Source organism: Selenomonas ruminantium AC2024, from assembly GCF_000687995.1.
GTDB lineage: Bacteria > Bacillota > Negativicutes > Selenomonadales > Selenomonadaceae > Selenomonas_A > Selenomonas_A ruminantium_B.
On record NZ_JIAC01000001.1, the window covers coordinates 1,490,276 to 1,514,087 of the forward strand.

A 23,812-nucleotide genomic window follows, 5' to 3' on the forward strand; every position below is an offset into this window, starting at 1 on the left:
TCAAGAGTACATTTTAATGAAGCTGTTTTGCTTCGCAAAACGGCAAAGCGACTCAGGGCGGCTAAAGCCGCGCTTCGCTGCTTTTCTTCTGTATAGTTTTGAGTGTAGATAATACATTCAACTGAATATCTGGTGACGATAGCTGAGTGGTTCCACCTGTTCCCATACCGAACACAGTAGTTAAGCACTCATACGCCGAAAGTACTTGTCTGGAGACGGACTGGGAGGATAGGGCGTTGCCAGTTTATGCCCTTCGGGTATTGAATGAAAAATCGCTTCTCGATTGAGAAGCGATTTTTTGTGTCTGTTTGCTTATTTTATCCTGCGCAGGAAGGCCTGTATCTTTTCGATGGATTTCTCGTTATTCTCCTCCAGACTGCTCGAAACATCGACGGCGTAGGGGTGGAGGAGCTTGTTCACCTGCTTGACATTTTCCCGGTTGATGCCGCCAGCGACCAGTACAGATTTATGCAGCTGCAGGATATCCTGAGCGGCTTTCTTCCAGTTGAAGCTCTTGCCAGTGCCTCCGGGCAGAGCAGGAGTGCCAGCGTCCAGCAGAATCATCTCTGAGGGGAATTCGTTGGCCTTAGAGACAGAGAAGTGTTCATCATAGGTATAGGCCTTAATCACGGGGCAGATGACCTGCTGCGCGTATTCTGCGCTTTCCTGGCCATGAAGCTGTACATAATCCAGCCCAACCTTGGCTGCAATCTCATTTACCGTTTCCAAATCTTCGTTGACAAAAACGCCCACGGTTCTGGCAGTCTTAATCTGTTTGCTGATGACAGCCGCCTTTTCCGGAGAAATGTAGCGGTGACTCTTTTTATAGAAGACAAAGCCGATAAAATCAGCGCCAGCCTCTTCAGCTATCTTGGCGGTAAACAAGTCTTTTATTCCACATATTTTGGCTCTCATGTATACACTCCTCTGTAAAAATACTTTTTAAGCATGAAATAATGTTATAATTACACTTGATAATTCATATATTACAATCTTATGTCCACAATGTCAAGACAACTGCTGGAAAAAGACGAAGAAGGAGTGTATATTTGTTAACATGGAGCATATAAAAAAGAGGTTCATTACGAACCTCTTCTTTTATGCCGTTTAAGCAATTATTTTGCGTTGATGAGCTCCAGGATTTCAGCAGCGCGGCCATCGGAACCAAGAACGTCTTTGATCTTGTGTTCAACGAGTTCCTTGATGTAGGAACGGCCATCAGCAACATACTGACGCGGGTCAAAGTGTTCCGGATGAGCCATGAAGTGCTCACGGATACCAGCCGTAAGAGCCAGACGCAGGTCAGAGTCGATGTTGATTTTGCAAACTGCGGATTTAGCAGCTTTGCGGAGCTGGTCTTCAGGAATACCAACAGCATCATCGAGTTTGCCGCCGTTAGCATTGATGATTTTAACGTACTTCGGAATAACGGAAGAAGCACCATGGAGAACGATCGGGAACTCAGGAATCTTCTTCTCGATTTCAGCGAGAATGTCGAAACGCAGTTCGGGCGGTACGAGAACGCCTTCAGCGTTGCGCGTGCACTGTTCCGGCTTGAACTTGAATGCACCATGGGAAGTACCGATAGCGATAGCCAGAGAATCTACGCCAGTTTCTTTGACGAATTCTTCTACTTCTTCCGGCTGCGTGTAAGCTGCTTCGTGAGCAGCAACCTTAACATCATCTTCGATACCAGCCAGTTTACCCAGCTCAGCTTCTACGCAAACGCCATGTTCATGAGCGTAAGCAACAACTTCCTGCGTACGTTTGATGTTCTCTTTGAAATCATAGTGAGAACCGTCGAACATTACGGAAGTGAAACCGTCATCGATGCAAGCTTTGCAGGTTTCGAAATCTGCGCCATGGTCGAGGTGCAGAGCAACGGGAATGTCGTTAACTTCCAGAGCAGCCTCAACGAGGTGACGGAGATACGGGCCCTTTGCATATTTGCGAGCACCAGCAGATGCCTGCAGGATAACCGGGGAGTTCAGCTCAGCAGCTGCTTCCGTGATACCCTGTACGATTTCCATGTTGTTGACGTTGAAAGCACCGATAGCGTAGCCGCCTTCGTAAGCTTTCTTGAACATTTCTTTAGTTCCAACTAATGGCATTTTTCATTACCCCCTAATGAATCTTGTTCAAATGATTTTTTATATTGAACCTCGTTTATTATATCATAGAAAATACTTCTCGTGTATAGCTCAAGTGAAAAATTTTTCAAACAATAATAATCGGCTCGTATCATTTAGAAATCCGCTGTAATACGAAGAAAATCCGCAGGCGGCGGGGCTGTGATGATGAGTTTTTCTCCTGTCATGGGATGTTTGAAACTCAGACGGAAGGCATGAAGCGCCTGCCGCTGGATGAAATCCATATTGCCGCCGTACAAATCATCCCCTAACAGAGGATGGTCCAAATGCGCCATATGAACCCGTATCTGATGTGTACGGCCAGTTTCTAACTGTAATTCTATCAGCGAAAGCTGGCCGTTTGTTTTGACGGTGCGATAATGGGTGCGGGCACTTTGCCCATCAGGAGAAACTTTTCGCAGGATAATGCTGGGCAGAGCCCGGGCGATAGGTGCGTCAACAAGTCCTGCGGCAGGTGTGAGTTCTCCTTGGATAATGGCCTGATATTCCCGCTGGAAATTCTTGCATCCCTTGGGGGAAAGCTGATATTGAATCTGCGGCTCCTTGGCCACCAGCAGGAGGCCACTGGTATCCCTGTCGAGCCGATGAACAGGATGGAAGGCATGGGCTTCCCCTTTGGCAGCAAAATAATGCATCAGCGCATTGCCCACAGTACCGGAGCTTTCCTTGGTGGTAGGATGCACCAGCTGACCGGCAGGTTTATTGATGATGAGCAGCCATTCATCTTCATAGCGGATATCCAGCGGCAAATCCTCAGGGGTAATATCTGTGGGACGCAGAATATCATAAGTAATGATATCGCCGTTTTTGACATTGGCTTGTGTGGCATTGCAGATAGTACCGTTAATGGCAAATGTGCCGGAGTTTTTGATGCGTTTCCAAATGGTATTGGATATGCCTTGGTGAGCTTTCAAAAACGCCCTGACCGGCATAGGGGTCAGGGTGTCAAGCTTTACTTCAATACGTGTCATTTTTCCTCAGCGGGATTATCGTCAGCCACAGGCTGATGCAGTTTGCCGATAAGCTGGAAGGACAAAGAGAGGATGATGGCAACCACCGTGGCGAGGGACATGCCCTTGAGGGTGATGGTGCCCACGGTGATGCTGGCGGTGGAAACACCCAGGCCCAGCACGATAGCCGTCAGCATCAGATTCAAGGGATTGTTGTAGTCGATAGTGCTTTCTGCCAGTACCCGGATACCGGAAGCGGCGATAACGCCGAAGAGCAGCAGGGAAACGCCGCCCATGACCGGAACGGGAATACTCTGGATAAGAGCGGCGAGCTTGCCCAGGCAGGAAAGGATGATGGCAAAGACAGCCGCACCGCCGATAACCCAGGTGGAGAACACTTTCGTAATAGCCAGAACGCCGATGTTTTCACCGTAAGTAGTGTTAGGTGTAGAGCCAAAGAAGCCGGAGATGATGGTGGAAATACCATTGCCGAGGATGGACCGGTCAAGTCCCGGATCTTTGGCAAGGTCAGCGCCGACGATGTTGCCCGTGACAATCAGATGGCCAACGTGTTCGGCGATAACCACGAGCGCTGCCGGCAGGATAATCAGAATGGCATCCAGATTAAATTCCGGCGTATAGAAGGTGGGCAGGGCAAACCAGGGCGCAGATTCCACACTGGCCAAATCCACCATGCCACAGGCTGCAGCGATGATATAACCGCCTACAACACCCAGCAGAATGGGGATAATGGCCAAAAAACCACGGCAGGCGACGGACGCGAATACCGTAATTGCCAGAGTAGCCAGCGATACGAAAATCGTGGTGCTGTCACCTTTGCCCGTAATACCGGCCATATCAGCGGCGGTGGGCATGAGTTCCAGACCGATAACGGCTACGATGGCGCCCATGGAAGCAGGCGGGAACAGAACATCAATCCAATGGGTGCCTACCATGCGAATGATGATACCCACCAGACAGAATACCAGACCTACCATGATGAAGCCGCCCAGAGCAGCTTCATAGTTGTACTGGCCAAGTACCAGGAATACCGGGGAAAGGAAGGCAAAGCTGGAACCTAAGTAAGCAGGGATTTTTCCCTTGCACAGCGTCAGGTACAGCAGTGTGCCGATGCCGTTGAACAGCAGGACGGTAGCCGGATTCACATGGAAGAGAATGGGCACCAGCACCGTAGAGCCGAACATGGCGAAAAGATGCTGCAGGGACAGGGGCAGGGTTTCGAGCAGTGGCAGGCGCTCACTGACACCGATGGTACGGTTTTGCAAAATGATACACTCCTTAAAAATACGAGTCAAAAATAAATCTCTAATAATATAGCACAAAAGGGACTTATGTCCAATAAAAGGTTGTTTACAACTGAAAAAACGAAAAATTTATCATTTTTGTGGCGAAAAAAGAAAATAAAAAGGTGATTTGTAACATGGTTAGCAGAATGTGTTTTTTACAAATGAACAATATTACATAAAATCGTGAAAATTTATAGACAGGTGACTTTTTTTAGGGTATAATATGCTAGGATTAAACGTATAAATAGACGAAAAAAGAAACTGTCCGCGGCATGTGGAGCGGTTTCTTATCAAAAAAGAAGTTTAGGGGGAGAGTTATGGCACTCATTGTAAAGAAATTCGGTGGCAGCTCGGTGGCGACCACGGAAAAGATTATGAATATTGCCAAGCGCGTGCTGGGAGAGAAACAGCCCAATGACAAAATCGTACTGGTGGTTTCTGCCATGGGTGATACTACGGACGATTTGATTGAACTGGCGCAGGGAATCAACAAGAATCCCTACCAGTACACACGGGAAATGGATATGCTCCTGACTACCGGCGAGCAGCAGTCCGCATCCCTGATGGCCATGGCTTTCAAGACCTTGGGACAGGATGCTGTATCTTTGACGGGGCCGATGGCCGGGGTTAAGACCAATGATGTCTACACCAAGGGCCGCATTAAAGATATCAAGCCGGAACGCGTTCATCAGGAACTTGATGCAGGCAAGGTGGTTGTCATTACCGGTTTCCAAGGCGCCAATGACTTAGGGGATTATGTCACTTTGGGCCGCGGCGGTTCCGATACTTCCGCTGTCGCCATTGCCGGTGCCCTCAAGGCAGATTCCTGTGAAATCTTCACGGATGTGGATGGCGTATATTCTGCTGACCCTCGTATCGTGCCGGGCGCTCGGAAAATGCGCGAGATTACCTATCATGAAATGCTGGAAATGGCCCGTCTTGGCGCAGGGGTTATGCAGCCCCGTTCTGTAGAAATGGGCGAATACTTCGGCATTCCCATTCATGTGCGCTCGACTTTTACCACCGATACCGGTACGTTTATAAGGGAGGATTATACGATGGAAGATAAAGATTTTGTGATTCGCGGCGTTGCCCATGATGAAAAAGTTGCCAAGATTGCGGTTCTGGGAATTCCCAATACGCCGGGTATTGCCCATGAAATTTTCTCGGCTCTGGCTGATGCCAACATCGATGTGGACATGATTGTTCAGAGCATCCGCAATATTGAGAAGAACGTGACGGATATGGTGTTCACCGTAGCTGCTGGTGATCTGCCTCAGGCCAAGAAGGTGGTGGACGGTGTAGCGGATAAACTCAGTGCCGTTGCTGTTCTCATTGAAGAAGATGTGGCCAAGGTATCTATTGTGGGTGCTGGTATGCTTGGTAACCCCGGCACAGCAGCCCGCATGTTCGGTGCATTGTCTAAGGCTGGCATCAACATTGACATCATCAGCACTTCCGAAATCAGCATTTCCTGTCTGGTGAAAGGTTCTATGCTCAAGGAAGCAGTCAATGCCATTCACGACGAATTCTTCCCGAAAAAATAAGAAATACAGCCTTCCCTGCAGGGAAGGTTTTGTTTTGTAGTTAATTTCGCAAAAATATTGTATACATACACATGTGTGGGTAGACAGGACAGGTAGAAACAGTTATTATAGTACTTGTGAAATGAACTTAATGCTTAGTAAATGTTTATGGAGTTAGAGGGGAGAGCTTGTTTATGACAATGGCAGCCAGCCATGCGGCAAATAAGAAGTTACGGGACGCGATTTTTGGGGCCACGGCAGCCTGCAACAAGGCGGCTGAAAAATATGGCCTGGATAAAGTGACCAATGCCACCATCGGCATGATGATGAATGATGAGGGCGGTCTGGCTGTCCTGCCCACGGTGGAGAAAGTTTACCGCGGTCTGGAAACGGAAGACATGTTCCGTTATGCGCCGATTGCCGGTCTGCCTGCCTATCTGGAAGAAGTGGAAAAACTCGTCTTTGCCGACAATCGTCCGGAGGGCTATATCGCTTCTTGTGCTACGGCTGGCGGTACCGGTGCTATTCACCATGCCGTTGCCAATTATGCCGAGCAGGGCACGAAAGTCCTGACTTCTGACTGGTTCTGGGGCACTTACAATGTGATTGCCAATGAGTGCGGCTGCAAGCTCACCAACTACACGCTCTTTGATGAGGACAATAACTTCAATGTGGCAGCTTATGCCAATAAGGTGTCTGAGCTCTACAAGGAACAGGACAGTTTGCTGGTCATCATTAACACTCCGGCACATAATCCCACGGGCTTCAGCCTGACGGAAGAGGATTGGGACCATGTGCTGGCCCTGGCCAAGAAATATGCAGCCCGGGGCAAGAAGATGAGCATTCTGGTTGACATTGCTTATATCGACTTTGCTGGTGAGCGCAATGAAGTCCGCCGCTTTATGAAGAAGTTCAGCAATTTGCCGGAAAATGTGCTGGTGATGTTTGCCTTCTCCATGTCCAAGGGCTATACGGCTTATGGCCAGCGCACCGGTGCTCTGGTTGCTGTATCTTCCAGCGAGGAAGTCATCACCGAGTTCCAGAACATCAACAAGTACACCAGCCGTGCGACCTGGTCCAATATCAACCGGGCTGCCATGACTACCTTGGTGCGGATTCAGCAGGATGATGCCTTGCGCCAGGCGTATGAGACGGAGCGGGATAATTTCTATCAGACCATTCAGAAGCGGGCCGAAGTATTCATGAAGGAAGCCAAGGAATGCGGACTGCCGGCGCTTCCCTATAACGGCGGTTTCTTCCTGTCGGTGCCGGCCAGCGACCCACAGGCAGTCTGCAACAAGCTCCATGATGATTTGATTTTTGCGGTGCCGCTGAAGATGGGCGTGCGTGTAGCTGCCTGCTGCGTACCGGAAGCTAAGATGCACGGCGTAGCTGCCAAAGTGCTCAAAGCCCTGCAGGCTGTGGAGCAGTGGTAAGCAACGCAAAGTTTTGTGAATCTTTCTGAACGAAAATAATTTTTTACGAAAGACTCTTTCCATTCTATATAATAGAAGGGAAGAGTCTTTTTTCACGAATCTGAGAAAATTTGCGGTTGAACCCTAGGGCAAATGATGTTATAGTTAAATTGTGTGTATGTGATATTTCTTTCGGGAGGACGCAGAACAATATGTTTAAATTCAAAAAGAAGGACAGCGAGTTCTTTGATTTGTTCGTGGACAGCGCCAATTATTTCTATAAAGGTGCGTTGATGATGGACGAGGTTATGCTCGATTACAGCAGAGCCGCGGACAAAGTTAAGGAAATTACGGATTTGGAGCATGAAGCCGATAGAATCAATGATGCGATTATCGACAAGCTCAACCTGACGTTTATCACCCCGATAGACCGGGAAGACATCTATGCACTGGCTAACGGCCTTGATGATGGCGTGGATTACCTGCAGGGCACTCTCCAGCGCATTGTGATGTACCGCACGGGTAAGGCCATGAGCGGTGCGGTTACGCTGACGAAACTCTTGATTGAAGCTACGGAAGAGATTATCCGTGCGTTCTCCTTACTGAAGGATATTCGGAAAAATCAGGCGCAGATTCTGGAGGCCACCCATAAAATCGCCCAGCTGGAAAGTGAAGGCGACCGGGTGTACCGTCATGAAGTAGCCTATCTTTTTGACAAGGAAAAAGACCCCATTGAGCTTATCAAATGGAAAGATATACTCGAAAAGCTGGAAGACACACTGGATCATTGCGAAAAACTGTCGGATATGATTCGGGGAGTGGTAATGAAGTATGCATGAGTTACAGCTATTAATTTTTACAGTCATAGTGCTGGCGCTGCTCTTTGACTTCATTAACGGCTTCCACGATACGGCCAATGCCATTGCCACGGCGGTATCCACCCGAGCTATTCATCCTAGTTACGCCATTATGATGGCGGCGGGACTGAACTTTATCGGGGCCATGTACAGTACCGGCGTAGCCAAGACCATTGGTGCGGATATCGTAAGTTCCGCGCAGATGGTAGATGAGCATGTGCTGATTGCAGCGCTGGCCGGTTCCATTATCTGGAACATCCTGACCTGGTGGTTTGCGGTGCCCTCCAGTTCCTCCCATGCACTGGTAGGCGGCATTATTGGTGCTGTACTGGTGTCGGTAGGGGAACAGGGCTTGAACTTCTGGGGAATTGGCAAGATTGTCCTGTCCCTGATTGGTTCTCCGATCATTGCCATCTGCACCGGCTGCATTGTGATGCTCGTACTGTTCCGGGTATTCGGCGGTTTCAGCCCCTCGGCAGTCAACCACAAGTTTAAGAAGATGCAGATTCTCTCGGCGGCTATGATGGCCTTCTCCCATGGTTCCAACGATGCGCAGAAATCCATGGGTATCATTACGTTGGCCCTGCTGGCTGGCGGCTATATCGGCGAGTTTGAGGTTCCCACTTATGTCAAGGTGCTCTGCGCCACGGCTATGGCCTTCGGTACGGCCATGGGCGGACGGCGGATTATCCGCACCATCGGCGGTAAGATTTTCAAATTGGAGCCCATTTCCGGCTTCGCTGCGGATTTGAACTCCTCTACGGTTATCTTCGGGGCAACTCTGCTGCATTTGCCCGTCAGCACTACTCATGTCGTATCCGGCTCCATTATGGGTGTGGGCACGGCTAAGCGTGTCAATGCGGTACGTTGGGGTGTAGCCCAGCAGATGGTTATGGCTTGGGTGCTGACCATTCCGTGTACGGCACTTATGGGAGCACTTTTCTATAAGATTGTTTGCATGTTTATGTAATTTTCACACAATTATATAGCCAAATTAGGACTTAGGTGTTACAATAGTAGTAATATCTAAGTCTTTTTCTATACAGGGATGGGGGGATTAACATGGCAACAGTCGAACTAAGAGAACTGGCAGAGGCGGCGCAAAAGGATTACGCCAGCGAAATTGTGGCAGGACTCGTCAACAACGAAATCCGGGATTTGCAAAGCGAAGTTGACATGTCAAGTGAGGTTTCCTTTATCGAACTCAACAGCAGCCGGGGATGGCGGATTTATCGGCGCACGGTGATGTTTGTGCTCTTTACCGTCGTGCATGAGATGTATCCGTCGGCAGAGGTTGTGGCACAGTTCAGCGCCAATAAGGGGATTTTTTGTGAGATTCGTCATTTCGGTATCGGGATAAATGAAGATATTGTACACAATATCGAAAGCCGCATGCTGGAGATTATCGCCGAGGATTTGCCCATCATCAAGATGAAGATGGACAAGGAGCAGGCTATAAAAATTTTTAAGAACAATCGCCAGATAGAAAAGGCCAATCTGATTTCCTCGTTGAAGATGGATAAGGTGAGTCTCTATCAGTGCGGTGAGTTTTACGATTATCTTTACGGGGTTATGCTGGGCCATACGGGAAGTTTGGGGAAATTTGCCTTGGATGTGGAAGCGGGGGGGATTTTGCTGCGCATTCCTGATATGGATACCGGCGGAGCGGTGCGGGAACGCATTCCTCAGCCCAAACTCAGCCAGATTCTCGCTGAATCCCGGCAGTGGGCACAGGCCCTGCAGTGCAACTTTGTGCCGGACCTTAACCGCATCAACCGCCATGGCGAAATCGGTGAGCTTATCCGGGTATCGGAGGCTTTGCAGGAAAAGCGCATATCGCAGATTGCCGACCATATCGCGGAGCAAAAAGGCAGCCTGCGCTTGATTTTGATTGCCGGTCCATCCTCGTCGGGCAAGACCTCCTTTGCCCAGCGTCTGCGGGTGCAGCTGCGGGCGGCTCAGTTGATGCCCGTGTCCATTTCTTTGGATGATTATTTTGTCGATCGGGAGAATACGCCCCGCAAGCCCAATGGGGAATACGATTACGAGTGCATTGAAGCGTTGGACGTGGAGCTTTTCAACGAGCATATGCTGGCTTTGCTGGCGGGCGAGGAAGTCGTTCTGCCTACTTATAACTTCCTGACCGGATGCCGGGAGTGGGATGAGAGCAAACGGCTGGCGGTGACCAGGGAGCAGCCCATCATTGTCGAGGGGATTCACGGGCTCAATGAAAAACTCAGTGAATATGTGCCCCATAGCCGCAAGTACAAGATATACATCAGCGCGCTGACCCAGCTCAATATCGATGCCCATAACCGCATCTCTACGACGGACGCCCGTTTGATGCGGCGGCTGGTGCGGGATTATCAGTTCCGCGGCGCTGGGGCCTTAAAGACCCTCAAACAATGGCCGGCTGTGCGGGAAGGGGAGGAAATCAATATCTTCCCTTATCAGGAAGAAGCCGATGTGATGTTCAACTCCGCGCTTATCTACGAACTGGGCATTTTGAAGCGCTATGCCGAACCGCTGCTGCAGATGGTACCACGCGATATCCCGGAGCGGGCGGAAGCCAAACGCCTCTTGGATATCTTGCAGTATTTTGACGCCATCACCGCTGAAGATGATGTGCCCAATAACTCTTTGCTGCGGGAATTTATTGGCAAATCCGTGTTCTTTAAGTAAATACAGGTATGAAAAAAGCTGGCCGCTGGCCAGCTTTTTTAGGATGCAGTTTTAATCTTTGTCTACGCCCCAGGCGTGGATGCCGTGTTCGTCAGGCAGAATGGCCGGGTCAAAGACCGGTTCGGCAATGCCCTGACGTTTCTGTTCGAGGTAGCTGTTAAAGGTTACCTTGGCATATTTGTACAGGCGGCTGATGGCGTAGAGGTTGGTGAGGCACAGGAGACCCATGAAGAGGTCGGCCAGGTTCCAGACCAGAGAAAGTTCTGCCATGCTGCCAAAGACTACCATACCGATAACCAGTGCACGGAAGAGGAACAGACCCATTTTGCCTTTGGCTTCAAAGAAGGCGATATTGATTTCGCCGTAGTAGTAGTTGCCTACGATGGAGCTGAAGGCGAACATGAGAATCATGAAGGAAACAGCAGCAGGAGCGGAAGCGCCGAAGATGCTGGCCAGAGAGGCCTGCGCCAGTGCAATACCCGTCAGTTCGCCGCCAATCGTGTACTGGCCTGTCAGCAGTACGATAAAGGCCGTAGCAGAACATACCAGCCAGGTATCCACATAAACGCCGAAGGCCTGAATAAGACCCTGTTTAATCGGATGGCTGACATCTGCAGTAGCGGCAGCATTCGGCACGGAACCTTCACCGGCTTCGTTGGAGAACAGGCCGCGTTTCACACCCGTGAGAATGGCAGACCCAAGACCGCCGCCTACAGCAGCCTGCGGCGAGAAAGCATCGTGGAAAATCAGGGCGAACATGGCCGGGACTTTGTCGATGTTGATGATGGTGATGATGATGGCTACGAGAATGTAAAGACCTGCCATGATGGGCACGAGAAATTCCGTAACCTGAGCGATGCGCTGTACGCCGCCGCAGATGACAAGGCCGGTAAAGAAGGCCAGCACGCCCGCCGTTACGTACTGAGGTACATTGAAGGCGGTAGCTGCGGACAGGGCAATCGTGTTGGCCTGTACGGAGTTGTAGATAAGGCCGAAGGTTACCGCCAAAAGTACGGCAAAGAGCTTAGCCACACCGGACTGATGCAGGGCATTTTTGATGTAGTAAGCCGGGCCGCCGTGGAAGGAACCATCGGGACGCTGAATCTTGTAAATCTGTGCCAGGGTGCTCTCCACAAAACCCGTGGCACTGCCGATAAAGGCGATAACCCACATCCAGAACACGGCGCCAGGGCCACCGGTGACAATGGCAATGGCCACGCCAGCGATATTGCCCACACCTACGCGGGACGCAGTACTGACACAGAATGCCTGGAAGGAGCTGATAGCGCCACCCTCGGTTTTTGCGCCGATGCCTTCCGTCAGCAGGCGCAGCATTTCCGGCAGCATCCGCAGCTGGACAAATTTCGTAGACAGGGTGAAGTAAATACCGCAGCCTACGAGGACGATGATGAGCACATAAGACCAGAGTAAGGTATTAATGCCATCCACAACAGAGTTTAATAATTCCATAGGTAACCTTCTTTCCATAAAATAGTCGCAACAGAAAACGCCTTTTGTTCCTGACCTGTCAAAAAGAGACAGCTATCCTGCTGAACTTTGACTGGTGAGTCGCAAAAGGCGCCGTTGCCTTAAATATGCTTTTAATAACATAGTTATTATAACGAATTTGTTTGGGTAATGTCAAGTTGGAGAAGATTGGCGCATATCTGGGAGTTTATGGCGTTTTATGATTAATGTTGATTAAGTTAAGATAAATAAAAATAATCATTAAAATATTTTATAATAAATAGTATTTACTAATATATAGGCTTTGTAGTATAATGGGCAAGTGATTTAGCAGATTTGAAGTTTATTGGCACTATTTAGAAAAGTTATGAAATTTTTTTGGCGATAGCAGGAGAATTTTAGGCTTTGACGAATAAAAACCACAAGGGGAAATATCTGCTAACAAGATTTTTTAAGGAAAGGGAGATTAATAATTATGGAAATGTTATTAGGTCTCGTGGTGCTTCTGGCCTGCTTGATTTTCGGTGTCCGCCATGGCGGTATCGGTCTGGCAGTTATCAGTGGCATTGGTCTCATCATTTTTACGTTTGTATTCCATTACAAACCAGGTTCACCACCGATTTCTGTTATGCTTACAATTTTAGCGGTGGTTACCTGCGCCGGTTTCTTACAGACTTCCGGCGGTCTTACGGTTATGTTGAAGTACGCAGAGAAATTCCTGCGCGACAATCCAAAGCATGTTACAATTTTTGCTCCGCTTACCACTTGGTTCCTAACGGTACTCTGTGGTACTGGTCATGTGGTTTATACCATGTTCCCGATTATCTATGATATCGCAATCAAGCAGAACATTCGTCCGGAGCGTCCAATGGCGGTAGCTTCGGTGGCATCCCAGATGGCTATCTGTGCTTCCCCTGTATCGGTAGCTGTTGTATCAATTCTTGCTTTCTTTGCTCAGCACGACTATAATTATTCGGTACTTCAAATTCTTGCAGTATCCATTCCGGCTACCGGGTTTGGTGTGTTCTGCGCAGCTTTATGGTCCCAATATCGTGGTAAGGAGTTAGAGAAGGACGAACGGTTCCAGGAATTTATTAAGGATCCAGAAAATTATAATTATGTTTATGGAGACAGTGAATCCTTAGTGGACAAGGAGCTGCCAAAGTCTTATTATCATGCCATGTATATTTTCTTTGTGGGCATTTTAGTTATTGCTTGCTTGGGGAATTTCCAGACGTTATTGCCACAATTTCCTGATGCAAAAGGTGTTATGAAGGCAATTTCAATGACAGATGTTATTCAGATGGTTATGTTGTTTGTAGCAGCTATGATTTTGATTGTTTGTAAGGTTAAAGCCAAAGATGTAGGCAACAGTCAGGTATTCCGTTCTGGTATTGTGGCGCTAGTATCAGTATATGGTGTTGCTTGGATGGCCAGCACGTACTTCAATGCACATATGACGTTCCTTAAGGCGGGACTCGGTGCTGCTGTAACGGCTTATCCCTGGGCTTATGCCATCATCGCCTTCCTGACTTCTAAGCTGGTTAACTCTCAGGCAGCAGCTATCGCCATCGTTGTGCCGCTGGCTCTGTCTGTAGGCATGGATCCGGTGATGATCATGTCCTTTATCTCCGCTTGCTATGGTTACTTCTTCCTGCCGACTTATCCCTCCGACTTGGCCTGCATCGGGTTCGACCGTTCCGGTACCACCCGCATCGGCAAGTACATCCTGAATCACAGCTTTATGATTCCGGGGCTTATCGGTGTAGCAACTGGTTGCTGCATGGGCTTTGTTATGGCACATATCGTTATGTAACATAAGCTGGTTCATAAAAAAATCGGCGGTTCGCAACGAACCGTCGATTTTTTGTACTTATTTTTCGCTGTTGGCTTTGCGCTCTTTGAGCAGGTCTTTGCAGAAATCGATAAAGGACTGGGCAGCCTTGGAAATGTAGCGGTCTTTTTTCCAGGCCAGGCCGACGTCAACCGAAATGGGGTCAGCCAGAGGAATAGCCTTGACACCAGGCGTATCTTCTACTACCATGTTAAGCAGGAAGGCGATGCCTACGCCGCTGGCAACGAGTCCTTTTAAGGTAACTACCTGATTGGATTCCAGCACGATGTTGGGCGTTACATTTTCTTCCTTCATCTTGCCGAGGATGGTCTGCCGCAGGAAGGAGCCTTCTTTCAACATGATGATGTTTTCCTCAGCAATATCATTGAAGGAAATGCTCTTTTTCTGGGCCAGCGGACTGTCTTCGGGAACGCAGCAGACAATCTGGTCCTTGGTCATGGGCAGGAGCTGCAGGTGGTTGCTGGCACCGGAAATGATGATGATGCCGAAGTCCAGCTCATCTCGTTCCAGCTGTTCCCGGATGGACATGGAACCTTCTTCATGCATGAAGATTTCCAGATGGGAATAGCGGCGCTGGAAGCTGGAGAAGATTTTGGGGAAGAGGTAAGCACCCATCATGGGCGGAATGCCGATTTTGATGGTGCCTTTTTGGAGCTGCTTGTAGTCGTTGACTTCCAGCACAGCGTCCTGAATATTGCGCAGAGCCAGTTCCACGCGGTTGAGAAAGACAGCCCCCTCCGGCGTCAGGGAAAGCTGCTTCTGGCTGCGGTCAAAGAGCTGAATGCCCAGTTCTGCCTCCAGCTTTTTAATCGCTACGGTGATGTTGGGCTGGGATACCCGGAGGCGTTCGGCAGCCCTGGTGATATTTCGCAGACGGCTGGCCATCTGGAAATATTCAAGTTGTCTAAGTTCCATCGTATCGCTTCTTTCTCTATAAACTAGTTTTATTCTCATATATTATACCATATTTTTGATGAATGTATGATATAATAACAAAAATTTATTATAAAAAAGAGAAAAATTTTTCTGACGCTATAGTAGGATTTTGTCACTTTATATGGAATTATACAAAATAGGTACAAGTGTATGTGCGAAAATAGATGATGATCCTTCAATAGCAAAGGAAGGTTAGGGGGGCTTTTATCTTGGAAATTTCAACTGTCATTGGCGCGGTAGGCGGTCTTATCTCCGTATTCGTAGGTATGATCATCAAGGGCGCGCCTATCAGCTCGCTGAATAACCCGGCAGCATTCCTGATTATTATCTGCGGTACCTTCTCCTGCTTGTTCACGGCATTCAATATGAATCAGCTGAAAAACCTGCCCAAGCTGATTAAGATGGTTTTCTTCAAACCGTCCCTCCATGAAAAGTCGGAGTTATTGAATCTCTTTATTGAGCTTTCCCAGATTGCCCGTCGTGAAGGTATTCTGGCGTTGGAAGGCAAAGTCCAGGAAATTGAGGACCCCTTCTTCCGTACCGGCCTGGGCATGGTCATTGATGGTATGGACCCGGAATTCGTCGGGGATGTATTGGATGCAGAACTGGCGGTTATGCAGGAACGTCACGCCGAAGGCCGTGCCATGCTTGAGCAGGCTGGTCTGTACGCTCCTACCCTTGGTGTGCTCGGCGCCGTTATCGGCCTTATCGCAGCGTTGGGTAACTTGAACGACGTTAATAAGTTAGGTCATGCTATCGCCGCAGCATTCGTTGCTACGATTCTTGGTATCTTCACGGCATACGTTGTTTACCTGCCGATGGCCAACAAGCTGAAACTCTTGTCCAAGGCAGAAGTCAGTGAAAAGCGTATGATTATTGAAGGGATTCTTTCCCTGCAGGCCGGTGATTCTCCGACGGCCATTGAAGCAAAACTGATGGTATTCATTCCTCAGTCCGAACGTGAAGGGTTGAAGAAGGAGTGATTTGATGGCTAGAAAAAAACATCATCCGCCTCATGAAGAGCACGAAGGTGAGCCTTGGCTCCTGCCGTATTCTGACCTTATGACATTGCTTCTGGCACTGTTCATTGCACTGTTTGCTATTTCCCAGACAGACCAGAAGAAGATGGCAGATTTGGCGCAGGCCTTTACGGCAGCCTTCAACATGGGCGGCCCCTCGTTCTTCGATAAGGCCGGCCCCAATGTAGGCCGCCGGGCAGAGATGCCTTCCAATGAGGACTTGGGTAATTCGGCATATTTTGCAGAGAATATGCAGCTCGAAGAGTTGCAGAAGAAACTGCAGTCTTATATTGAAGAAAATAATTTGGATGAACAGCTCAGCACGCAGTTGGCAGAGGAAGGGTTGATGATTCGCATCAAGGAGCGGGCATTGTTCCCTTCCGGGTCAGCACAGCTGGTGGGGCAGGCCCAGTCCATTGTGCCGGTGGTTGCCGGTATGCTGGCTTCCCTGCCGGAGCGCGTGGTCATCTCTGGTCATACGGATAATGTGCCCATCAATACGGCGCAGTATCCTTCTAACTGGGAGCTTAGTGCTTCCCGTGCCATGAATCTCATGAAGGCGATTCTGGCTGCGGACAAATCGCTGAATCCTGCAAGGTTCAGCGCCATTGGCTACAGCGAATACCGGCCCATTGCGGATAATAAAACCGACGCCGGCAAACAGCAGAACCGCCGCGTAGAGATATTCATTGCCCGCAACTACCGCTTCAATCCGGATGAGCCTGTGGCTGGCAAGAAGGTCACTCAGCCCGATACCGGTGCGGATGGCATGCCGACGCAAGGAAATAACGCTGCGCCTGCAACCCCGTCTACCAACGGAGCCGCAAGCAGCAATATGGCAACTACATCGTTTTAATTAAGGCAGGATTTAGCCGGCTGGAAAGCCGGCTTATTCTTTGTCTATGTGTTACAGGGGGTTATTTTGATAACGGGAATTGGTATGGATATCGTGGAGGTACCTCGGGTGGAAAAGGCCATCGCCCGGCAGCATTTTGTGGAGCGGGTCTTTACCGTAGCCGAGATTGAGTACTGCCGGAGCCGGGGCAAGCAGGCGGGGCAGAGTTTTGCGGCCCGCTTTGCGGCCAAGGAAGCGGTCTTAAAGGCCTTTGGCACAGGGCTTAGGGGCGGCAATCTGACGGACATTGAGGTCTTGCCGGATGATTTGGGTGCTCCCAAGGTACATTTAAGTGGTTATTTTGCAGATTTTGCCCGCACTAAGGGCGTGAAAAATATTTGGCTGTCCTTGACCCATACGCAGGAATACGGGGCGGCGCAATGTGTAATGGAGGCATAAGGATGAAGATAGCAGTAAGTGAGGACATGCGGCAGATTGACCGATTGGCGGCAGAGGAATACGGCCTGCCGGAACTTTTGCTGATGGAAAGTGCGGGGCACAGAGTAGCCCAGGCCATGGAACATCTGCTGGGCAGCGTCAGCGGCAAGACCATCTGTGTACTGGCTGGCAGCGGCAACAACGGCGGGGACGCTTTTGCTGCTGCGCGGTATCTCAGCAATATGGGAGCGAAAATCAAGATCTTCCTGACCTGCGAGCCTGCTCATTTAAAGACGGCCTCCTCACGCATGAAGAAAGCCAGTGACAAGATGGGGCTGGAAGTTCACGGCCTCGAAGAGGACAGGGACTGGAACCGCCTCCATCTGGCTTTGAAATTTGCTGATGGCATCTTGGACGGTATTCTGGGGATGGGCTTTAATGGGGAACTCAAGAAGAAAGTTCTGCGCCTTATTGAAGAAGTCAATGAAGCAGGGGCGAAAGTGCTTTCCATTGACATTCCGAGTGGTGTGGAAGCCGATTCGGGCAAGGTTTCTACGGTAGCTGTCATGGCCGATATGACGCTGACGTTGGGTCTGCCCAAGGTGGGGCATCTTTTAAGTCCCGGCGCCGAGATGACCGGTCAGCTGATTGTGGATGATATCGGGATTCCCAAAAATCTGTTGCAGAGTGAAAAAATCCAGCAGTCCCTGCTGGATGAAAAACTGGCGCAGACCCTCTTGCCCTTGCGCGGGAAAGCGGTTCATAAAGGCGATTGCGGCAGAATTCTGGTGGTGGCCGGTTCTCTCGGCATGACCGGGGCGGCAGCCCTTGCGGCTACATCTGCCCTGCGGGCGGGGGCTGGGCTTGTGACCCTTGCCGTACCTGCTTCGGTTCAGCCTATCTTAGCCGGACAACTGCTGGAGGTCATGGTTCAGCCGGTGGAGGAGAGTTCGCCGGGTATGTTCAGTGGTGAAGTTGCCTTAAACCGCCTGCTTGAACTTGCCCAGAGCCATGATGCGGTATTGATTGGTCCGGGCATGGGCCGTGCCATGGAGACGCAGGAACTTATCCGCATGTTTACTGCCAGAGTCAACAAGCCCTTGATTATGGATGCGGATGCAATTTTTGCCTTTAACAGCACACCGGACGATTTGAGCAAGCTGCCCCAGGTGCCGGTGCTGACCCCGCACTTAGGGGAAATGGCGGGCCTGCTGGGCGTTTCTGTGCCGGAACTTCGCGAATCGCTGTTGCCCATCGTGCGGGAAGCGGCGAATGAGTATCAGTGCATTTTAGTGGTGAAGAGCGAGTGTACCTTGGTGGCCTATCCCGATGGCATGGCCTTCTTCACCTCGGTGGGCAACCCGGGCATGGCAACCGCAGGCAGCGGGGATGTGCTGGCAGGTACCATTGCCGGACTCATGAAACAGACGGAAAGTGGTCTGGCGCCTTTGGCAGGCGTGTACCTCCATGGCCGGGCCGGTGACATTGCCTATGGCGAAAAAGGAGAAGCGTTGCTGGCCAGCGATATCCGGGAAAATCTGGCACAGGCCCTAAAGGAATTACGTCAGAAGCAGATGGCAGGCCGCTAAACAGATGTCCTGTTAACGGGAACAGATTTGTAAAATAGGTATCTTTTTTGTAAAAATGCCAGCAAATCCTTGACATTTGTGTATTACAGGAATAGAATGTAGTTACTTTGAGGAAAAGAAAAGGGGTTTTAGCATGGCAAATGTAAACATTGACTGGTCAAATCTCGGCTTTAACTATCAGCCGATTACCAAGCGTTATGTGGCGAACTATAAGGATGGTCATTGGGAGAAGGGCGGTTTGACAGAAGATGCCACAATCGTACTCAATGAGTGTGCCGGTATTTTACAGTATTGCCAGGAAGTATTTGAAGGCTTGAAGGCTTACCGCACGAAAGATGGCCGTATCGTAACCTTCCGTCCTGACCTGAATGCCAAGCGCATGATGGATTCGGCTAAGCGTCTGGTTATGCCGCCGGTGCCGGAGGAAATGTTCATGGAGGCCGTAGACCAGGTGGTATCGGCCAATAAGGATTGGATTCCGCCTTATGAGTCCGGCGGTGCCCTGTACCTGCGTCCGTATCTCTTTGCTACGGGCCCGGTTATCGGTGTTAAGCCGTCGGATGAATATCAGTTCCGTCTCTTTGGTACGCCGGTAGGTTCTTACTTCAAGAACGGCATCAAGCCCATCACCATCTGCGTGAGCGATTTCGACCGAGCTGCTCCTCATGGCACCGGTGATATCAAGGCTGGCCTGAACTACGCCATGAGCCTGCACCCCTACATACTGGCCCATGAAAACGGCTTTGATGAAAATATGTATCTCGATGCGGCTACCCGCACCTACGTTGAGGAAACCGGCGGTGCCAACTTCCTCTTCGTCACCAAGGACAACGTCATCGTGACGCCGAAGTCCAACTCCATCCTGCCCTCCATCACCCGCCGCTCTTTGGTAGCTCTGGCTGAAAAACTGGGCTATAAGGTGGAACACCGTCCGGTTAAGTTCACCGAATTGGAGGAATTTGCCGAAGCAGGTCTTTGCGGTACGGCAGCCGTTATCTGCCCGGTGGGCAAAGTGGTTTCCAAGGACAAGACCATCGAATTTGCCAGCGGCATGCAGGAAATGGGCCCTGTCCTCACCAAACTCTACAACACCCTGCGTGGTGTGCAGCTGGGTACGGTGGAAGCACCGGAAGGTTGGATTCGCGAAATTAAATAAGTTTTTTGAAGCCGTCTCCTGTGGGGGATGGCTTTTTTCATATTATTTTTAGAAAAAAAGCGTAAAATTTTACAATAGCAACAAGGAGTTCTTTACAAAGGACACGAATTCTTCATATAATAGTAGATAGCAATATAACGGAAGTGTAACACTAGGGAGTTTTGTTTTATGCCGATTGATTTATCCTTGCCTGTACAATTTCATGGAATTCTCTCCACCATTGGCTGGTTCGATGTGCTGGATATCCTGATTGTGGCGGCAATTCTGTATAAAGTATATGAAATGCTCCAGGACACCCGGGCCATTACGCTGGTGAAAGGTATTCTGGTTCTGCTGGCGGTGACCATGGTCTGCAGCTGGCTCGATTTGCATGTCATTTCCTGGTTGCTGCAAAAAACCGTGACACTGCTCTTTGTGGCCTTGCCTATCGTCTTTCAGCCGGAACTTAGGCGAGCATTGGAGCATCTAGGGCAGGGGAGATTCTTAGGCAGTTCGGCTCTGCTGGATGATGAGGAAGCCCGGTCGGTTGTCAGCGAAATCACCAAGGCGGTGAAGCAGCTGGCTGCTACGAAAACAGGTGCCCTGCTGGTTATTGAGCGCAATATGGGGCTTAATGACGTAAGCGCCACGGGCATTCGGATTGACGGCTTGATTTCGGCAGAATTCCTGCTCAATGTCTTTATTGTCAATACGCCCCTTCACGATGGTGCTTCCGTTATCCGCGGCAATCGTCTGATTGCGGCAGGCTGCCTTCTGCCCTTGACGGAGAACCGCACCTTGTCCACGGAACTGGGCACCCGCCACCGGGCAGCTATCGGCCTGTCTGAGCAGTGCGATGCCCTCATTGTGGTGGTCAGCGAGGAAACCGGCACCATTTCTGTGGCGGAAAACGGCCATATCATGCGGCATTTAAGTCCTGAGTATCTGCAGGAAGTCCTGATGCCAGCCTTTGAAGTGCCAGCCACCGGCATCAAGGATATGGTGATGAACTGGAGGAAGAAGAAATGATTTCACGCTTTCGCAGTTTAATTCAACGAAATATAGCAGCAAAGATAGTGGCTATTCTGGTGGCCGTGATTCTCTGGGGTTATGTGATGAATGAGCAGAACCCGTCCACCGAGGGCAGCTTCACGGCGCAGGTGCAGCTCGTCAATGTGCCGGAGGGGTATAAGGTTACCCAGGGGACTGATAAAGTCAAGATTACCGTGCGCGGGGCCCGCTCCCTCTTTGTCAGCAACAGCGATGTCAATTTTGAAGCCAGCGTGGACTTGCGGGAGGCAAAGTCTGGCAAGGGTGAATATAAGGTTCGCGTCAAGATGCCCCAAGGCTTTGAACTTGTGGATGTGCAGCCCGGCACGGTGGAAGTCACCCTTGACCCCATTGTGCGCCGCAAGGTGCGGGCGGATATCAACGTCAATGGTTCTCCAGCCAGTGGCGTGACGGTGGCCAAAGTAACCCAGGCCAGCTCCGAAGTCATGGTGGAAGGCCCGTCCTCGGCCGTGAAAGAGGTGGAACGCCTTATCGGCTATGTGGGACTGACCAGCAAGAATGATGCAGACTTTGCCCTGCAGGTGCCCTTGACTGCCATCAATGCCGATGGCAAGGAGGTTTCCGGTGTAACCATCCAGCCAGCTACCATGTATGTGACGGTGCAGATGGCCCGGGGACTCACCAAGAAAATCGTTACCATTCATCCCGTAAGCGAGGCGGATTTGCCTGCTTATTTGGAACTGGTGTCCATCAAGCCGAATCCGCTGCAGATTGAAGTGGCCGGTGCAGAAAACATCATTTCCGGTCTTACGGCGGTAAATACAGAAAAGATTACGCTGGCGGATGTTCTGCAGAACACCGACAAGACCGTAAAGCTAGCCCTGCCGCCGGGGGTTACGGTGACGAACCATGATGTGCTGGTGCATATCGTGGTTAAGGATAAGAAAACAGGAAAAAGTATGGAGTGAAGCTACAAGTGATTCGCATAAAAAATTTGCAGGTGGCCTTTGATGATGAGCGCCCCCTGACAACACTTGCAGCCAAACGCTTGCAATTACCACCTCAGGCCGTTACTGAGGTGGTAATTGTGCGTAAGGCTGTAGATGCCCGCCGTTACCATGGGGCGCCCGTGCAGTTTGTTTACATGCTGGATGTGACGGTGAATATGCCGGAGAAAAACATCCTCAAAAAACTGCGCAAGGATAAAAACGTGGAGCTGGTGGCGGGGACTAAGCCGGTTAACGCGAACTTCCGTCCGCGTAAAGAGGGTGAACTGCGCCCTGTCGTGGTGGGCTTTGGCCCCGCGGGTATGTTTGCGGCCCTGACCTTAGCCAAGGCTGGCTGGAATCCTTTGGTACTGGAGCGTGGCGGTGATGTGGATAACCGCAAGGCGGCTATCGAGCGCTTCTGGCAGACGGGGATATTAAACGAGCGTTCCAACGTGCAGTTCGGTGAGGGCGGTGCAGGTACATTCTCTGACGGCAAGCTCACCACCCGCATCAGTGACAGCCATATACAGGATGTGCTGGCAGCCTTTATTGTGGCCGGAGCGCCCGAGGAAATCCGCTACCTGCATAAGCCGCATATCGGCACGGATTTGCTGCAGGGTGTGGTGAAGAATATCCGTAAGGAAATTATCCGCTTGGGCGGCGAAGTGCGCTTTGAGGCGCAGGTGACGGATATGGAAATCGAAAATGGCCAGCTGCAGGCGGTAATCGTCAACGGCGAGGAACGTATCGCCTGTCATGATGTTTTCCTGGGTATTGGCCATTCTGCGCGGGATACGTATCGCATGTTGCTGAGCAAAGGCCTCAAAATGGAAGCAAAACCCTTTGCTATCGGCGTGCGTATTGAGCATCCTCAGGAATTTATCGACAGGGCACAGTATGGTGAGGATGCAGGCAATCCCCGCCTGCCGGTGGCTGATTACGCGCTGACCTATAAAGACCCCAAAACAGGGCGGGGAGCATACTCCTTCTGCATGTGTCCCGGCGGTCAGGTCGTTGCGGCAACGTCCCTAAAAGGTCAGGTCTGCACTAACGGCATGAGCAATTACAAGCGCGATTCCGGTATTGCCAACAGCGCCCTGTTGGTGCAGGTCGGCCCCGATGATTTCGGGCAGGAAGTGCTTGCAGGTATGAACTTGCAGGATAAGCTTGAAAAATTGGCCTTTGAGCTCGGTGGCAGCAACTACTACGCCCCGGTGCAGACGGTTGGAGATTTCCTCGGAGGAACATCTGGTTCCACGCAGTTCCTGACCAAGCCCACTTATCAGCCTGGCGTAAAGGCCGTGGACCTGCATAACTGCCTGCCAAACTTCCTGACACAGACGCTCGAAGGCGCACTGCCGCACTTTGACCACAAAATCAAGGGCTTTGCCGATAAAGGTGCGGTGATGACCGGCGTAGAAGCCCGTTCCTCTGCACCCTGCCGCATCTGCCGCAGTCGTGAAACCATGCTGGCAGAAGGTGTAAACGGCCTCTATCCCATGGGAGAGGGCGCAGGCTATGCCGGTGGCATTATGAGTGCCGCGGTGGATGGCATGAAGGCAGCGCTGTCATTTTTGAATTACAAAATTTAATATAAATTAAACGAAAGGGGCCTAGCGGTCTGTTTATGTGGAACAGGCAGCTGGGTTCT

The 23,812-nt window shown here is 50.4% G+C and carries 20 protein-coding genes and 1 rRNA gene; 15 read left to right on the forward strand and 6 right to left on the reverse strand.

What is annotated here, in order from left to right; translation table 11 throughout:
* Positions 1-128: 128 nt before the first annotated feature.
* Positions 129-245: ribosomal RNA gene (gene rrf / locus P157_RS0107035) — 5S ribosomal RNA — on the forward strand.
* Positions 246-312: 67 nt separating this feature from the next.
* Here rrf and P157_RS0107040 read toward each other — a convergent pair.
* The 4 genes from P157_RS0107040 to uraA all read right to left on the reverse strand — a co-directional run bounded on the left by P157_RS0107040 (position 313) and on the right by uraA (position 4,386).
* Positions 313-915, reverse strand: coding sequence for a phosphoribosylanthranilate isomerase (locus P157_RS0107040; protein ID WP_026760366.1), 603 nt, complete (start codon positions 913-915; stop codon positions 313-315).
* Between the two features lie 200 nt (positions 916-1,115).
* Complete coding sequence (fba, locus tag P157_RS0107045; protein WP_026760367.1) at positions 1,116-2,111, reverse strand: class II fructose-1,6-bisphosphate aldolase; 996 nt, start codon at positions 2,109-2,111, stop codon at positions 1,116-1,118.
* A 134-nt stretch (positions 2,112-2,245) separates the two neighbouring features.
* Positions 2,246-3,121, reverse strand: a complete 876-nt coding sequence (locus P157_RS0107050; RefSeq protein ID WP_026760368.1) for an RluA family pseudouridine synthase — start codon at positions 3,119-3,121, stop codon at positions 2,246-2,248.
* Positions 3,118-4,386, reverse strand: coding sequence for a uracil permease (gene uraA / locus P157_RS0107055; RefSeq protein ID WP_026760369.1), 1,269 nt, complete (start codon positions 4,384-4,386; stop codon positions 3,118-3,120). The genes P157_RS0107050 and uraA overlap by 4 nt, the downstream gene beginning before the upstream one ends.
* 338 nt (positions 4,387-4,724) lie before the next feature.
* On the opposite strand from uraA, the gene P157_RS0107060 reads away from it, so the two are divergent.
* From P157_RS0107060 to P157_RS0107080, 5 genes are all read left to right on the forward strand, one after another.
* Positions 4,725-5,954, forward strand: a complete 1,230-nt coding sequence (locus P157_RS0107060) for an aspartate kinase (RefSeq protein WP_026760370.1) — start codon at positions 4,725-4,727, stop codon at positions 5,952-5,954.
* Between the two features lie 173 nt (positions 5,955-6,127).
* Complete coding sequence (locus P157_RS0107065) at positions 6,128-7,369, forward strand: aminotransferase class I/II-fold pyridoxal phosphate-dependent enzyme (RefSeq protein WP_037352938.1); 1,242 nt, start codon at positions 6,128-6,130, stop codon at positions 7,367-7,369.
* A gap of 191 nt (positions 7,370-7,560) precedes the next feature.
* Positions 7,561-8,187: a DUF47 domain-containing protein gene (locus tag P157_RS0107070; RefSeq protein WP_026760372.1), complete on the forward strand. Its 627-nt coding sequence runs from the start codon at positions 7,561-7,563 to the stop codon at positions 8,185-8,187.
* Positions 8,180-9,175 (forward strand): inorganic phosphate transporter, encoded by a 996-nt coding sequence (locus P157_RS0107075; protein ID WP_026760373.1) that lies wholly within the window; start codon positions 8,180-8,182, stop codon positions 9,173-9,175. The genes P157_RS0107070 and P157_RS0107075 overlap by 8 nt, the downstream gene beginning before the upstream one ends.
* Before the next feature lie 92 nt (positions 9,176-9,267).
* Positions 9,268-10,887 carry a nucleoside kinase gene (locus P157_RS0107080; RefSeq protein ID WP_037352936.1) on the forward strand — a complete coding sequence of 540 codons (1,620 nt, stop codon included), beginning with the start codon at positions 9,268-9,270 and terminating at the stop codon, positions 10,885-10,887.
* Between the two features lie 51 nt (positions 10,888-10,938).
* On the opposite strand, the gene P157_RS0107085 is transcribed toward P157_RS0107080, so the two are convergent.
* Positions 10,939-12,357 carry an alanine/glycine:cation symporter family protein gene (locus P157_RS0107085; RefSeq protein ID WP_026760375.1) on the reverse strand — a complete coding sequence of 473 codons (1,419 nt, stop codon included), beginning with the start codon at positions 12,355-12,357 and terminating at the stop codon, positions 10,939-10,941.
* 472 nt (positions 12,358-12,829) lie between these two features.
* Here P157_RS0107085 and P157_RS0107090 point away from each other — a divergent pair, with 472 nt between their 5' ends.
* Complete coding sequence (locus P157_RS0107090) at positions 12,830-14,170, forward strand: anaerobic C4-dicarboxylate transporter (RefSeq protein ID WP_026760376.1); 1,341 nt, start codon at positions 12,830-12,832, stop codon at positions 14,168-14,170.
* 57 nt (positions 14,171-14,227) lie between these two features.
* Here P157_RS0107090 and P157_RS0107095 read toward each other — a convergent pair whose 3' ends face one another.
* Positions 14,228-15,124 (reverse strand): LysR family transcriptional regulator, encoded by an 897-nt coding sequence (locus P157_RS0107095; protein WP_026760377.1) that lies wholly within the window; start codon positions 15,122-15,124, stop codon positions 14,228-14,230.
* A 230-nt stretch (positions 15,125-15,354) separates the two neighbouring features.
* Between P157_RS0107095 and motA the strand changes: the two genes are divergently transcribed.
* The 8 genes from motA (at position 15,355) to P157_RS0107135 (ending at position 23,753) form a co-directional block, all read left to right on the forward strand.
* On the forward strand, positions 15,355-16,128 hold the full coding sequence (gene motA, locus P157_RS0107100; protein ID WP_026760378.1) for a flagellar motor stator protein MotA: 774 nt from the start codon (positions 15,355-15,357) through the stop codon (positions 16,126-16,128).
* 4 nt (positions 16,129-16,132) lie between these two features.
* A complete protein-coding gene (locus P157_RS0107105; RefSeq protein WP_026760379.1) occupies positions 16,133-17,020 on the forward strand; it encodes a flagellar motor protein MotB in 888 nt (295 codons plus the stop codon).
* 66 nt (positions 17,021-17,086) lie between these two features.
* On the forward strand, positions 17,087-17,458 hold the full coding sequence (gene acpS / locus P157_RS0107110; protein ID WP_026760380.1) for a holo-ACP synthase: 372 nt from the start codon (positions 17,087-17,089) through the stop codon (positions 17,456-17,458).
* Between the two features lie 2 nt (positions 17,459-17,460).
* Complete coding sequence (locus P157_RS0107115) at positions 17,461-19,026, forward strand: bifunctional ADP-dependent NAD(P)H-hydrate dehydratase/NAD(P)H-hydrate epimerase (protein ID WP_026760381.1); 1,566 nt, start codon at positions 17,461-17,463, stop codon at positions 19,024-19,026.
* 91 nt (positions 19,027-19,117) lie between these two features.
* Positions 19,118-20,182, forward strand: coding sequence for a branched-chain amino acid aminotransferase (locus P157_RS0107120; RefSeq protein WP_256211467.1), 1,065 nt, complete (start codon positions 19,118-19,120; stop codon positions 20,180-20,182).
* Between the two features lie 168 nt (positions 20,183-20,350).
* Positions 20,351-21,190: a diadenylate cyclase CdaA gene (gene cdaA, locus P157_RS0107125; RefSeq protein ID WP_026760383.1), complete on the forward strand. Its 840-nt coding sequence runs from the start codon at positions 20,351-20,353 to the stop codon at positions 21,188-21,190.
* The gene (locus tag P157_RS0107130; protein WP_026760384.1) at positions 21,187-22,140 is read left to right on the forward strand and encodes a YbbR-like domain-containing protein; all 954 of its coding nucleotides are present in this window, start codon (positions 21,187-21,189) and stop codon (positions 22,138-22,140) included. The genes cdaA and P157_RS0107130 overlap by 4 nt, the downstream gene beginning before the upstream one ends.
* Before the next feature lie 8 nt (positions 22,141-22,148).
* The gene (locus P157_RS0107135) at positions 22,149-23,753 is read left to right on the forward strand and encodes an NAD(P)/FAD-dependent oxidoreductase (RefSeq protein ID WP_026760385.1); all 1,605 of its coding nucleotides are present in this window, start codon (positions 22,149-22,151) and stop codon (positions 23,751-23,753) included.
* Positions 23,754-23,812 lie beyond the last annotated feature (59 nt).

Bases quoted from the DNA above. Each gene is read 5' to 3' on its own strand.
- P157_RS0107040 (WP_026760366.1), bottom strand. From the start codon at position 915: ATGAGAGCCAAAATATGTGGAATAAAAGACTTGTTTACCGCCAAGATA.
- fba (WP_026760367.1), bottom strand. From the start codon at position 2,111: ATGCCATTAGTTGGAACTAAAGAAATGTTCAAGAAAGCTTACGAAGGC.
- P157_RS0107050 (WP_026760368.1), bottom strand. From the start codon at position 3,121: ATGACACGTATTGAAGTAAAGCTTGACACCCTGACCCCTATGCCGGTC.
- P157_RS0107060 (WP_026760370.1), top strand. From the start codon at position 4,725: ATGGCACTCATTGTAAAGAAATTCGGTGGCAGCTCGGTGGCGACCACG.
- P157_RS0107065 (WP_037352938.1), top strand. From the start codon at position 6,128: ATGACAATGGCAGCCAGCCATGCGGCAAATAAGAAGTTACGGGACGCG.
- P157_RS0107070 (WP_026760372.1), top strand. From the start codon at position 7,561: ATGTTTAAATTCAAAAAGAAGGACAGCGAGTTCTTTGATTTGTTCGTG.
- P157_RS0107075 (WP_026760373.1), top strand. From the start codon at position 8,180: ATGCATGAGTTACAGCTATTAATTTTTACAGTCATAGTGCTGGCGCTG.
- P157_RS0107080 (WP_037352936.1), top strand. From the start codon at position 9,268: ATGGCAACAGTCGAACTAAGAGAACTGGCAGAGGCGGCGCAAAAGGAT.
- P157_RS0107085 (WP_026760375.1), bottom strand. From the start codon at position 12,357: ATGGAATTATTAAACTCTGTTGTGGATGGCATTAATACCTTACTCTGG.
- P157_RS0107090 (WP_026760376.1), top strand. From the start codon at position 12,830: ATGGAAATGTTATTAGGTCTCGTGGTGCTTCTGGCCTGCTTGATTTTC.
- P157_RS0107095 (WP_026760377.1), bottom strand. From the start codon at position 15,124: ATGGAACTTAGACAACTTGAATATTTCCAGATGGCCAGCCGTCTGCGA.
- P157_RS0107105 (WP_026760379.1), top strand. From the start codon at position 16,133: ATGGCTAGAAAAAAACATCATCCGCCTCATGAAGAGCACGAAGGTGAG.
- P157_RS0107115 (WP_026760381.1), top strand. From the start codon at position 17,461: ATGAAGATAGCAGTAAGTGAGGACATGCGGCAGATTGACCGATTGGCG.
- cdaA (WP_026760383.1), top strand. From the start codon at position 20,351: ATGCCGATTGATTTATCCTTGCCTGTACAATTTCATGGAATTCTCTCC.
- P157_RS0107130 (WP_026760384.1), top strand. From the start codon at position 21,187: ATGATTTCACGCTTTCGCAGTTTAATTCAACGAAATATAGCAGCAAAG.